Source organism: Streptomyces sp. NPDC102514 (assembly GCF_055584525.1).
This window is the reverse complement of sequence record NZ_JBVJLW010000008.1, coordinates 404,778-417,487: the sequence shown is the minus strand read 5'-3', so window position 1 is coordinate 417,487 and position 12,710 is coordinate 404,778. Positions and strand designations below refer to the sequence as shown.

Sequence of the window (12,710 nt, the reverse complement as noted above, 5' to 3'; positions counted from 1 at the left end):
GGTAGGGGCGGCGGGGGCGAGGAAAGGCAGTTCAGGGGCCCGTCAGGTCCTGGATCAGGGAGTCCGCCGCCCGGTACGGGTCCAGGTCTCCCGAGACGATCCGGGCCGCGAGCGCGCCGAGACGGCGGTCTCCGTGCAGGGAACCGATCCGCTCCCGCAGCGCCGTGACCGCGATCGCCTCGACCTCCCGGGACGCGCGGGCGAGCCGCCGCGCAGCGAGCTCCCCCCGTTCGTCCATCCACGCCCGGTGTTTCTCCAGCGCCTCGACGACCTCGTCGATGCCCTCCCCGCGCGAGGCCACCGTCTTGACGATGGGCGGCCGCCAGTCCCCCGGGCCCCGGGACTCGCCGAGCCCGAGCATGTGGTTCAGCTCACGTGCCGTCGCGTCGGCCCCGTCCCGGTCGGCCTTGTTGACCACGTACACGTCGCCGATCTCCAGGATTCCGGCCTTGGCCGCCTGGATGCCGTCCCCCATGCCGGGGGCGAGGAGCACCACGCTCGTGTCCGCCTGTGAGGCGATCTCCACCTCGGACTGGCCGACGCCGACGGTCTCGACGAGGACGACGTCGCAGCCGGCCGCGTCGAGCACCCGGACGGCCTGGGGCGCGGCCCGGGCGAGCCCGCCGAGGTGCCCGCGGGTGGCCATGGAGCGGATGTAGACGCCGGGGTCCGAGGCGTGGTCGGACATCCGGACGCGGTCGCCGAGCAGCGCCCCGCCGGAGAACGGCGACGAGGGGTCGACGGCGAGGACGCCGACCCGCTTGCCCTGCCGCCGGTAGGCGGACACGAGCGCCGATGTGGACGTCGACTTGCCGACGCCCGGTGATCCGGTGAGGCCGACGACGTACGCGTTGCCCGCGAGCGGGGCCAGCGCGGCCATCACCTCGCGCAGTTGCGGGGACGCCCCCTCGACCAGGGAGATCAGCCTGGCCACGGCCCTCGGCCGGCCTTCCCTGGCCGCGGCCACCAGCGAGGGGACGTCCTGCATCACAACTCCGTTCGGTAGATCGGCCGGCCCGCGGTGCGGGTCAGGCGCCGGGGACCCGCACGATCAGCGCGTCGCCCTGGCCGCCGCCGCCGCACAGCGCCGCCGCGCCCACGCCGCCGCCTCGCCGCTTCAGTTCGAGGGCGAGGTGCAGGACGAGCCGGGCGCCGGACATGCCGATCGGGTGGCCCAGTGCGATGGCGCCGCCGTTGACGTTCACCTTTTCCGTGGACACGCCGAGATCCTTCATTGACTGGACCGCGACGGCGGCGAAGGCCTCGTTGATCTCGATCAGGTCAAGATCCTCGACGCCGATGCCCTCCTTCTTGAGGGCGTGCTGGATGGCGTTCGACGGCTGCGACTGCAAAGAGTTGTCGGGTCCCGCGACGTTTCCGTGGGCGCCGATCTCCGCGATCCAGTCGAGGCCGAGCGCCTCGGCCCTGGCCTTGCTCATGACGACGACGGCGGCGGCGCCGTCGGAGATCTGCGAGGCGGAGCCCGCCGTGATCGTGCCGTCCTTGGTGAAGGCGGGGCGCAGCCGGCCGAGCGACTCGGGGGTCGTCTCGCCGCGGATGCCCTCGTCCTGGCTGAAGACGACGGGCTCGCCCTTGCGCTGCGGGATCTCGACGGGGGTGATCTCCGCCTCGAAGGTGCCGTTCTTCTGCGCGGCGGCGGCCCGCTGGTGGGACAGGGCGGCGATCTCGTCCTGCTCGGGCCGCAGGATGCCCAGGCGGGTGTTGTGCTTCTCCGTCGACTCGCCCATGGCGATGTTCTCGAAGGCGTCGGTCAGCCCGTCGTGCGCCATCGCGTCGAGCATCTCGATCGCGCCGTACTTGTAGCCCTCACGGGACTTCGGCAGCAGGTGAGGGGCGTTGGTCATCGACTCCTGGCCGCCCGCGACCACGATGTCGAACTCACCGGCGCGGATCAGCTGGTCGGCGAGCGCGATGGCGTCGAGGCCCGACAGACAGACCTTGTTGATCGTGAGCGCCGGGACGCTCATCGGGATGCCCGCCTTGACGGCGGCCTGGCGTGCCGGGATCTGCCCTGCCCCGGCCTGGAGCACCTGGCCCATGATCACGTACTGCACCTGGTCGCCGCCGATGCCCGCACGGTCGAGGGCGGCCTTGATCGCGAATCCACCGAGGTCGGCTCCCGAGAAGGACTTCAGGGAGCCGAGCAGCCGTCCCATCGGGGTGCGTGCACCCGCAACGATGACGGAGGTGGTGTTGTTCGTTCCAGACATGAGGAGCGATCCCCTTCCAGCTTGCACAGCCGAGGAGTGAACGAGGGTTTACTCAAGAAGGTACTGAGCGGTAGGCCAGCCGTCATCCGGCCCGTGGTGTGATCGCGCGCACGTTGCGTAACCGCCCTCGGAGCGCTGCACTGACAGCATGCTGACGCGAATCGACCACATCGGGATCGCCTGTTTCGACCTCGACGCGACCGTCGAGTTCTACCGGGCCACGTACGGCTTCGAGGTGTACCACTCCGAGGTCAACGAGGAGCAGGGCGTGCGCGAGGCCATGCTCAAGATCAATGAGACGTCCGACGGAGGCGCCTCCTACCTGCAGCTCCTGGAACCCACCCGCGAGGACTCCGCGGTCGGAAAGTGGCTGGCCAAGAACGGTGAGGGCGTACATCACATCGCCTTCGGCACGGCGGACGTGGACGCGGACGCGGCCGGCATCCGGGGCAAGGGCGTACGCGTGCTGTACGACGAGCCGCGCAGGGGTTCGATGGGGTCCAGGATCACCTTTCTGCACCCGAAGGATTGCCATGGCGTCCTGACAGAACTGGTCACTTCGGCGCCAGTTGAGTCACCTGAGCACTGACCTCCGTATATCTGGGCCGGTAGGGTTGGGCACGGCCGTCGCCTCTTCGGGGCGGTCCGGGTCCTCATCGTCAGGATCCGAGGGCCGGGGTCCAGGTTTCGGGGGACGAGCGTCGGGGGAGCAGCCCTTGCTCCGCCGTTGATCTGACACCATTCCCCGGGGGCCCTGTCCGGCGGATGGACGGTGCTCGTTTGGAGAGACTTGCGACCAGGGGACGGATGGGACCGCGCAGTGCGGGGCTACGAACGCCAGGAGCGAGAGCCGGCGGCTGACGTCGACCACCTCTCTCGGTTCGAGGCCGAGATGGAACGGCTGAAGACCGAGCGGGAGAAGGCCGTCCAGCACGCCGAGGACCTCGGCTATCAGGTCGAGGTGCTGCGCGCCAAGCTGCATGAGGCGCGCCGCAGTCTGGCGACCCGGCCTGCCTACGACAGTGCCGACATCGGCTATCAGGCCGAGCAGATGCTCCGTAATGCCCAGGTTCAGGCCGATCAGCTGCGCCAGGACGCCGAGCGGGAGCTGAGCCAGGCCCGCGCGCAGACGCAGCGGATCCTGCAGGAGCACGCGGAGCAGGCCGCCCGTCTCCAGGCGGAGCTGCATCAGGAGGCGGTCACCCGCCGCCAGCAGCTCGACCAGGAGCTGGCCGAGCGCCGCCAGAGCGTCGAGTCGCACGTCAACGAGAACGTGGCGTGGGCCGAGCAGCTGCGGGCCCGCAGCGAGCAGCAGGCCCGCCGGCTGGCCGACGAGTCGCGCGGCGAGGCCGAGCAGGCCCTGGCCGCCGCCCGCGCGGAGGCCGAGCGGGTCGCGGGAGAGGCCCGTCAGCGGCTGCAGAGCGACGCCGAGCGGGCGCGTGCGGAGGCCGAGGCGCTGCTGCGCCGGGCCCGCACCGACGCGGAGCGGCTGCTGAACGCGGCTTCGACGCAGGCCCAGGAGGCCACCGACCACGCCGAGCAGCTGCGCAGCTCGACCGCGTCCGACTCGGACAACGCCCGCCGGCAGGCCGGCGAGCTGAGCCGCGCCGCCGAGCAGCGCATCAACGAGGCCGAGACGGCCCTGCGCGAGGCGCGGGCCGAGGCGGAGAAGGTCCTCGCCGAGTCCAAGGAGGCCGCGGCCAAGGCGCTCTCCGGCGCGGAGTCGGCGAACGAGCAGCGCACGCGTACGGCCAAGGAGCAGGTCGCCCGGCTGGTCGGCGAGGCGATCAAGGAGGCCGAGGCCACCAAGGCCGAGGCCGAGCAGGTCGTCGCCGACGCCCGTGCCAAGGCCGAGAAGATCACCGCGGAGGCCGAGGAGAACGCCCGCAGTCTCACCGCCGAGGAGACCGCGTCCCAGCTCGCCAAGGCGGCCCGTACCGCCGAGGACGTGCTGAACAAGGCGTCCGAGGAAGCCAAGACGACCACCAAGGCCGCCTCCGAGGAGGCCGAGCGGATCCGCGCCGAGGCCGAGGCCGAGGCGGACCGGCTGCGCGCCGAGGCGCACGACATCGCCGAGCAGCTCAAGGGCACGGCGAAGGACGACACCAAGGAGTACCGCGCCAAGACGGTCGAGCTGCAGGAGGAGGCGCGCAGGCTGCGCGGCGACGCCGAGCAGCTGCGCGCGGACGCCAACGAAGAGGGCGAGCGGATCCGCTCCGAGGCCCGGCGCGAGGCCGTCCAGCAGATCGAGGAGGCGGCCAGGACCGCCGAGGAGCTGCTGTCCAAGGCGAAGGCCGACGCTGACGAGCTGCGGTCGAACGCCACGACGGAGAGCCAGCGGGTCCGCACCGAGGCCATCGAGCGCGCGACGACGCTGCGCCGGCAGGCCGAGGAGACCCTGGAGCGCACCCGTGCGGAGGCCGAGCGGCACCGCACGGAGGCCGTCGAGCAGTCCGACGAGATCAAGGCCGAGGCCGAGCGGGCCGCAGGCGAACTGCACGAGGAGACCGAGCGGGCCATAGCGGCCCGGCAGGCCGAGGCGGCCGAAGGCCTGACCCGGCTGCACACGGAGGCCGAGGAGCGCCTCGCCTCCGCCGAGCAGGCGCTCACCGACGCCCGGGAGCAGTCCGAGCGGATCCGGCGCGAGGCCTCCGAGGAGATCGACCGGCTGCGCGCCGAGGCCGCCGAGCGGATCCGTACGCTCCAGGCGCAGGCCGAGACGGAGGCCGAGCGGCTGCGCACGGAGGCCGCCTCGGACGCGTCCGCGTCCCGTGCCGAGGGCGAGGCCATCGCCGTCCGGCTGCGTTCGGACGCCGCGGTGGAGGCCGAGCGGCTCAAGACGGAGGCACAGGACACCGCCGACCGCGTACGGGCCGAGGCACAGGCCGCCGCCGAGCGGCTGGCCACCGAGGCCGCCGAGGCGCTGTCCGCGGCCCAGGAGGAGGCGGCCAGGCGCCGCCGCGAGGCCGAGGAACTGCTCGGCGCCGCACGCCAGGAGGCCGACCAAGAGCGCGAGCGGGCCCGCGAGCAGAGCGAGGAGCTGCTGGCCTCGGCGCGCAACCGCGTGGAGGAGGCCCAGACCGAGGCCGTACGACTGGTCGAGGAGGCGGACCGCCGGGCGACCGAGATGGTGTCGGCCGCCGAGCAGACCGCGCAGCAGGTGCGCGACGCCGTGGCCGGGCTGCACGAGCAGGCCCAGGAGGAGATCTCGGGCCTGCGCAGCGCCGCCGAGCACGTCGCGGAGCGCATGCGCACGGAGGCCCAGCAGGAGTCCGACCGGGTCCGCGCCGACGCCCACGCGGAGCGGGAGCGGGCCGCCGAGGACGGCAACCGGGTCCGGCGCGAGGCCCAGGCCGAGTCGGAGGCCGCGAAGTCCCTCGCAGAGCGCACGGTCTCGGAGGCGATCGCGGAGTCCGAGCGGCTGCGTTCGGACGCCTCGGAGTATGTGCAGCGGGCGCGCACGGAGGCGTCGGACGCCATCGCGTCGGCCGAGCAGGACGCCTCGCGTTCCCGGGCCGAGGCCAGGGACGACGCCAACCGCATCCGGTCGGACGCGGCGACGCAGGCGGACACCCTCATCACCGAGACGACGGCCGAGGTCGAGCGGCTCACCGCGGAGACCAACCAGGAGGCGGAGCGCGTCCGCGCCGAGTCCGTGGCGAAGGCCGAGAAGCTGATCTCGGACGCGACGGGCGACGCGGAGCGGCTGCGCGCCGAGGCGGCCGACACGGTCGGCTCCGCCCAGCAGCACTCCGAGCGGATCCGCACGGAGGCCCAGCGCTTCAAGGCCGAGGCCGCCCAGGAGGCCGACCGCCTCATGTCGAACGCCCGCGACGAGGCCGACGACACGCTGGACAAGGCGCGCCAGGAGGCCAACAAGCGGCGCTCCGAGGCGGCCGAGCAGGTCGACAAGCTGATCACGGAGACGACCGCCGAGGCCGACAAGCTCCTCTCGGAGTCGCAGCAGAGCGCGCACAAGACCACCGCGGACGCCGAGGCGCAGGCCGACACGATGGTGGGCGCCGCGCGCCACGAGGCGGAGCGGCTGCTGTCCGAGGCGACGGTCGAGGGCAACACCCGGGTGGAGCGGGCCAGGACGGACGCCGACGAGCTGCTGGTCGGCGCGCGCCGGGACGCGACGGCCATAAGGGAGCGGGCCGAGGAGCTGCGGGACCGGATCACCGGCGAGATCGAGGAACTGCACGACCGGGCCCGCCGGGAGTCCGCCGAGACGATGAAGGCGGCGGGCGATCGGTGCGACGCGCTGATCAGGGCCGCCGAGGACCAGCTGAAGGAGGCCGAGGCGAAGGCCAAGGACCTCGTGTCGGAGGCCGGTTCCGAGGCGAGCAAGGTCCGCATCGCCGCGGTGAAGAAGGCGGAGGGGCTCCTCAAGGAGGCCGAGCAGAAGAAGGCCGCGCTCATCGCGGAGGCCGAGGGCATCAGATCCGAGGCGGTCCGCGAGGCGCGGGCCGCGGTCGAGGAGGGCAAGCGCGAGCTGGAGGTGCTGGTCCGCCGTCGGCAGGACATCAATGCCGAGATCTCCCGTGTCCAGGACGTCCTGGAGGCGTTGGAATCCTTTGAGGCGCCGTCGAGTGGCAAGGACGGGGGCGTCAAGGCGGGCGCGGCGGCCGGTGCGACCCGTTCGGGTGGCAAGCCGTCCGAGGGCTAGCCAGATGGGCAACTTCCGTGCATGCCGGGGGGCTTCGGTGAAGCTCCCTGGCAAGCGTTCCGGCCGTTAGCCACCAAAAAGGGTGTCATTCTCCATATCAATCGGGCTACTGCTCGATGACACACCGTTTTGGCCCCTAGGATTCCACCTATCACCTCACCGGTCTCATTCGACAGGAACCCCATGAGCGACACTTCCCCCTACGGCTTCGAGCTTGTGCGGCGTGGGTACGACCGCGCTCAGGTGGACGAACGCATTTCGAAGCTCGTCTCCGACCGTGACAGCGCTCTGGCCCGTATCACTGCTCTCGAAAAGCGCATCGAGGAACTCCATCTCGAAACGCAGAACGCCCAGGCCCAGGTAAGCGACGCCGAGCCGTCGTACGCCGGCCTCGGCGCCCGCGTCGAGAAGATCCTCCGCCTCGCCGAGGAGGAGGCCAAGGACCTGCGCGAGGAGGCCCGTCGCGCGGCGGAGCAGCACCGTGAGCTCGCCGAATCGGCGGCCCAGCAGGTGCGCAACGACGCAGAATCGTTCGCTGCGGACCGCAAGTCCAAGGCGGAGGACGAAGGCGTCCGGATCGTCGAGAAGGCCAAGACGGACGCCTCGCAGCTCCGTCAGGAGGCGACGAAGGACGCCCAGTCGAAGCGCGAGGAGGCGGACGCCCTCTTCGAGGAGACCCGCGCGAAGGCCGCGCAGGCCGCCGCCGACTTCGAGACGAACCTCGCCAAGCGGCGTGAGCAGTCCGAGCGCGACCTGGCCTCGCGTCAGGCCAAGGCCGAGAAGCGTCTCGCGGAGATCGAGCACCGTGCGGAGCAGCTTCGGCTCGAGGCCGAGAAGCTGCGTACGGACGCCGAGCGTCGTGCCCGTCAGACCGTCGAGACGGCTCAGCGCCAGGCCGAGGACATCGTGGCCGACGCGAACGCGAAGGCCGACCGGATCCGGTCGGAGTCCGAGCGGGAGCTTGCGGCTCTTACGAACCGGCGTGACTCGATCAACGCGCAGCTCACGAATGTGCGCGAGATGCTGGCGACGCTCACCGGTGCGGCTGTTGCCGCCGCCGGGTCGCCCGCCGAGGACGAGCCGATCACTCGTGGGGTGCCGGCTCAGCAGTCGCGCTAGGCGCTGGCCCTGGCCCCGTACGGGTCGGGTTGAGGTTGTGGGGATCTGCGGGCCCGTTGTGGCTGGTCGCGCAGTTCCCCGCGCCCCTCACGGGGCGCCTGCGGAGCCCTCTGCCTTTAAGTGGCAGGGGGCTTTGTTGCGTTTTAGCGTGGGCGCATGATCGAGGTTGCGGGGCTGACCAAGCGGTACGGCGAGAAGATGGCTGTGAATCAGCTGACGTTCGACGTGCGGCCCGGGATCGTCACCGGGTTTCTCGGGCCGAACGGGGCCGGGAAGTCAACGACCATGCGGATGATGCTCGGGCTCGACCGGCCGACCGCGGGTGACGTGCGGATCGACGGGCAGCACTACGACCGGCTCAAGGACCCGCTGACGTACATCGGCGCCCTGCTCGACGCCAAGGCCATGCACGGTGGCCGCAGCGCCTTCAACCACCTGCTGTGCCTCGCGCAGAGCAACGGCATCCCGCGCAGCCGGGTGCACGAGGTCCTGGACACCGTCGGGCTCACCGCGGTGGCGAAGAAGAAGGCCAAGGGCTTCTCGCTCGGCATGGGCCAGCGGCTCGGCATCGCGGGCGCGCTGCTCGGCGACCCCCGGATCCTGATGTTCGACGAGCCGGTGAACGGGCTCGACCCCGAGGGCATCCACTGGATCCGGAACCTGATGAAGTCCCTGGCCTCCCAGGGCCGTACCGTCTTCGTCTCCTCGCACCTGATGAGCGAGATGGCGCTGACCGCCGACCATCTCGTCGTGATCGGCCAGGGCCGGCTGCTCGCCGACACGTCCATGGCCGACTTCATCCGGGAGAACTCCCGCTCGTACGTACGTATCCGGTCGCCCCAGCGTGAGCTGCTGCTCGACGTGCTGCACCGGGCCGGGGTCGTCGTCGTGGAAGCCGGCGTCGGAACGCTTGAGGTGGACGGGCACCGGCCCGAGGACATCGGTGAGCTGGCCGCGCGGAACCGGATCGTGCTGCACGAGCTGAGCCCCCAGCAGGCCTCGCTGGAGGAGGCGTTCATGCAGCTCACGGCGGAGTCGGTGGAGTACCACGCGCACACCGGCGCCCCGCTCGGCGCCCCTCCGCCGCCCCTCCCCGGCGAGCGGCCGGGACCGCCGACGCCCGGACCGCAGGTGCCGGGACCCCAGTGGGGCAACGACTGGAAGAAGGGCTGATTCCATGGCCGCGACCCAGGTCCTGAGGTCCGAGTGGACCAAGATCCGGTCGGTGGCGTCCACCCTGTGGACGCTGAGCCTCGCCGCCGTGGTGACCGTCGTGCTCGGTGTGCTGATCTCGCTGCTGTCGAAGAACGAGTTCGACAAGATGAGCGCGAAGGACCGGCTCTCCTTCGACCCCACCTACATCAGCTTCGCCGGGATGAGCCTCGGCCAGCTGGCGATGATCGTGTTCGGCGTGCTGGTGGTCTCCAACGAGTACAGCACCGGCATGATCCGCACCTCGCTCTCCGCCGTCCCGCGGCGCGGCACGTTCCTGTTCAGCAAGATGGCGGTGGCGACCGGACTCGCCTTCCTCGTGGGTCTCGTGACCAGTTTCGTCGCGTTCTTCCTCGGCCAGGCGATGCTCGGCTCGCACAAGGCGGCGATCGGCGACCCGGGTGTCCTGCGCGCGGTCATCGGCGGCGGCCTCTACATGACCCTCATCGCCGTCTTCTCGATGGGCGTCGCCACGATGCTCCGCAGCCCGATGCTGTCCCTGGGCATCCTGATGCCGTTCTTCTTCCTGATCTCCGCGATCCTCGGCAATGTCTCCGCGACCAAGAAGATCGGTCAGTTCCTGCCCGACCAGGCCGGCAGCAAGATCATGCAGGTGGTCACCCCGCTCGACGACGACGTACCGTACGGACCCTGGGGAGGGCTGGGCATCATGGTGCTGTGGGTCGTCGTCGCGGTGATCGGCGGTTACGCGCTGCTGAAGAGGCGGGACGCGTAGCGAGAGGTTTTTTACCCGCTCTTGAGGGGAACCGTCAGCGCCCCGATATCCTCCTAACCCTTACGGGGGCGTGTGCCCCGACGTCCTGAACCTTTCGATGGGTGCGGAGAATGATCGAGGCAGTCGGCCTGACGAAGCGCTACGGCGACAAGACGGCCGTGTACAACCTTTCCTTCCAGGTCAGGCCGGGCTCGGTCACCGGCTTCCTCGGCCCCAACGGGTCGGGCAAGTCCACGACCATGCGGATGATTCTCGGGCTGGACAACCCCAGCGCCGGGCAGGTGACGATCGGCGGCTACCCGTACCGCAGGCTGCCCAACGCCCCGCGCCAGGTGGGCGCGCTGCTCGACGCCAAGGCCGTGCACGGCGGCCGGCACGCCCGCAACCACCTGCTGTGCCTGGCGCAGCTGTCGGGCATCCCCGCCCGCCGGGTGGACGAGGTGCTCGGGGTCGTGGGCCTCCAGGACGTGGCGAAAAAGCGCTCCCAGGGCTTCTCCCTCGGCATGGGCCAGCGGCTCGGCATCGCGGCCGCGCTGCTCGGCGACCCGCAGGTCCTCCTCTTCGACGAGCCGGTCAACGGACTCGACCCCGAGGGCATCCTCTGGGTGCGCAACCTGATGAAGTCGCTGGCCGCGGAGGGCCGGACCGTCTTCGTCTCCTCGCACCTGATGAGCGAGATGGCGCTGACCGCCGACCACCTCATCGTGATCGGCCGCGGCCAGCTGCTGGCCGACATGAGCGTCCGCGACTTCATCTCGCACAACTCGGCCGACTTCGCACGGGTGCGCACCCCCGCCACCGACCCCGCCCAGCGCGAGAAGCTGACGGCCTCGCTCACGGAGGCGGGCGGTCAGGTGCTGCCGGAGCAGGACGGCGCGCTGCGTGTCACCGGGCTGCCGCTCCCCCGCATCAGCGACCTCGCCCACGACGCCGACGTACGGCTGTGGGAGCTGTCCCCGCACCAGGCCTCGCTGGAGGAGGCGTACATGCGGATGACGCAGGGCGCGGTCGACTACCGCTCCACCACCGACCAGCTCGCGGGCTTCTCGCAGCCGCTGCCGCCGGGGGCGATGCCGCCGCCGCAGATGCCCGTGCCGGGACAGGGCCAGCCGGGCTGGTACGCGCCGCCGTCGCCCCAGCACGGCGGGCAGCCGTTCGCGATGCCCCAGGGACAGCCGCCCGCGGGCCCCTACGGCGCTCCGGGCGTCCCGGGCGCCGGGGAACCCAACCCGTACGCCCAGCCCGCTCAGCCGGCCCCTGCGCAGTCCGCTCCCGTGCAGCCCCCGGCCGCCCCCGCGCAGCCCTCCGCCGCCGCCCCCGACCTGACCAAGCCCGAGGACGCCCGATGAGCACGCCCCAGCCGCAGACGCACCAGCAGGCCGCCCCTGCCCCGAACTGGCAGTCGGTGCCCGGGACTTCGTACACCTCGCCGATTCCGATCACGCGCACCCATCTCGGGCACGCGCTCACCTCGGAGTGGACGAAGATCAAGTCGGTGCGCTCCACGATGTGGACGATCGGCGTGTTCCTGCTCCTGGTCGTGGGGATCGGTCTGCTCGTGGCCGCCCAGACGAACGACAACGACTACGCGGACGTCCCGTACACGATCCCCGCGTTCTTCGGGCTGATCCTCGGGCAGATCTGCCTGATCACCCTGGGCGTGCTGGTGGTCTCGTCCGAGTACGGCACGGGCATGATCCGTACGACGTTCACGGCCTCGCCGCAGCGCCACCGGGTGCTCACCGCGAAGCTGCTGATCTTCTTCGTCGTCGCGTTCGTCGTGTCGGCGCTGGCCATCGGGTTCGTCGGCCTGATCACGTCGGGCATGCACGGCGGGTCCTCGGACAACGCGTGGGGCGGGACCGTCCTGAAGGGCGCGCTGTACGTGTCGCTGCTCGGCGTGCTCGCGCTCGCCGTGGGCTCGATGCTGCGGCACTCCGCGGGCGCGATCACCGCGATGCTCGGCCTTGTGCTGGTTCCGGCGATCATGCCGGCGTTCCTGCTGATGTCCGAGAGCCTGCGCACGGTCGGCGAGAAGATGATGGACTACAACGCCCCGAACGCACTCGCCAAGATCTTCGAGATCGACTCCGAGAACGGTGGCGGCACCTCGCAGCTCCTGCTGCTCGTCGGGGTGACCGCCGCGGCGATCGCGGGCGCGTACGTGCTCCTTGAGCGACGGGACGTCTGAGCTCCACCGTGTCCGCGTGTGCGCAGGGGGTCTAGAACCTCGGCGCGTTCCGGGACCGCTGCACCCTCGTGGTGCGGCGGTCCTTCGCGTTCCAGCACGACTTGTGCCAGTGGCGGCGCTCGTCCACCCCGGAGTGCTCGGGCCAGGCGACCACGTGCGGGACGCCGGAGGGAATCTGCTGGTCGCAGCCCGGGCAGCGGTAGGTCTTGCCCTGCGCGCTCGCGCCCGCCACGTGCCGTACGCTCCAGGACTCGCCCTGCCAGCTCTCGGCCGACTGCCAGCCGCCGTACCGGTCGGACGGATCCTCGTCCGCGCTCCGGCCGGAGCCACCGACGTGGGGACGGTTGCGACGCGGGGACACAGGACACCTCACGGAGCTATACAGGGAGCAGGGGCTGCGTCCAGCCTACGCGGAGCTCCCAGGGGTACGCGTACGTCACCAATCCCCACAGACCTCCCGCACGGTCGGCTCATTCTCCAGACAATCCGCCAATCTCCCCGCCAAGCCGTGACTTTGGCACGTGTCAGACGGTTATGCGGGATGGGGGAGCC

10 protein-coding genes are annotated in these 12,710 nt (G+C 71.1%); 7 read left to right on the top strand and 3 right to left on the bottom strand.

Annotated features, from left to right (window positions below; translation table 11 throughout):
* Positions 1-31 precede the first annotated feature (31 nt).
* Both meaB and ACZ60E_RS22865 read right to left on the bottom strand, forming a co-directional pair.
* Complete coding sequence (gene meaB, locus ACZ60E_RS22870) at positions 32-988, bottom strand: methylmalonyl Co-A mutase-associated GTPase MeaB (RefSeq protein ID WP_469442684.1); 957 nt, start codon at positions 986-988, stop codon at positions 32-34.
* A gap of 40 nt (positions 989-1,028) precedes the next feature.
* Complete coding sequence (locus ACZ60E_RS22865) at positions 1,029-2,231, bottom strand: acetyl-CoA C-acetyltransferase (protein ID WP_384803090.1); 1,203 nt, start codon at positions 2,229-2,231, stop codon at positions 1,029-1,031.
* A gap of 148 nt (positions 2,232-2,379) precedes the next feature.
* Here ACZ60E_RS22865 and mce point away from each other — a divergent pair, with 148 nt between their 5' ends.
* The 7 genes from mce to ACZ60E_RS22830 all read left to right on the top strand — a co-directional run bounded on the left by mce (position 2,380) and on the right by ACZ60E_RS22830 (position 12,158).
* Positions 2,380-2,820: a methylmalonyl-CoA epimerase gene (gene mce / locus ACZ60E_RS22860; RefSeq protein WP_384803093.1), complete on the top strand. Its 441-nt coding sequence runs from the start codon at positions 2,380-2,382 to the stop codon at positions 2,818-2,820.
* Positions 2,821-3,051: 231 nt separating this feature from the next.
* Positions 3,052-6,900, top strand: coding sequence for a polarized growth protein Scy (gene scy / locus ACZ60E_RS22855; protein ID WP_384803096.1), 3,849 nt, complete (start codon positions 3,052-3,054; stop codon positions 6,898-6,900).
* A 183-nt stretch (positions 6,901-7,083) separates the two neighbouring features.
* Complete coding sequence (locus tag ACZ60E_RS22850) at positions 7,084-8,019, top strand: coiled-coil domain-containing protein (protein WP_107021278.1); 936 nt, start codon at positions 7,084-7,086, stop codon at positions 8,017-8,019.
* A 156-nt stretch (positions 8,020-8,175) separates the two neighbouring features.
* A complete protein-coding gene (locus ACZ60E_RS22845; protein ID WP_469442681.1) occupies positions 8,176-9,192 on the top strand; it encodes an ABC transporter ATP-binding protein in 1,017 nt (338 codons plus the stop codon).
* Positions 9,193-9,196: 4 nt separating this feature from the next.
* Positions 9,197-9,967 carry an ABC transporter permease gene (locus tag ACZ60E_RS22840; protein WP_469442679.1) on the top strand — a complete coding sequence of 257 codons (771 nt, stop codon included), beginning with the start codon at positions 9,197-9,199 and terminating at the stop codon, positions 9,965-9,967.
* 110 nt (positions 9,968-10,077) lie between these two features.
* Complete coding sequence (locus ACZ60E_RS22835; RefSeq protein WP_469442677.1) at positions 10,078-11,316, top strand: ABC transporter ATP-binding protein; 1,239 nt, start codon at positions 10,078-10,080, stop codon at positions 11,314-11,316.
* Positions 11,313-12,158 carry an ABC transporter permease gene (locus ACZ60E_RS22830; protein WP_469442676.1) on the top strand — a complete coding sequence of 282 codons (846 nt, stop codon included), beginning with the start codon at positions 11,313-11,315 and terminating at the stop codon, positions 12,156-12,158. Before ACZ60E_RS22835 ends, ACZ60E_RS22830 begins: the two co-directional genes overlap by 4 nt.
* A 31-nt stretch (positions 12,159-12,189) precedes the next feature.
* On the opposite strand, the gene ACZ60E_RS22825 is transcribed toward ACZ60E_RS22830, so the two are convergent.
* Positions 12,190-12,519 carry an ATP/GTP-binding protein gene (locus ACZ60E_RS22825; RefSeq protein ID WP_189773446.1) on the bottom strand — a complete coding sequence of 110 codons (330 nt, stop codon included), beginning with the start codon at positions 12,517-12,519 and terminating at the stop codon, positions 12,190-12,192.
* Positions 12,520-12,710: the final 191 nt, after the last annotated feature.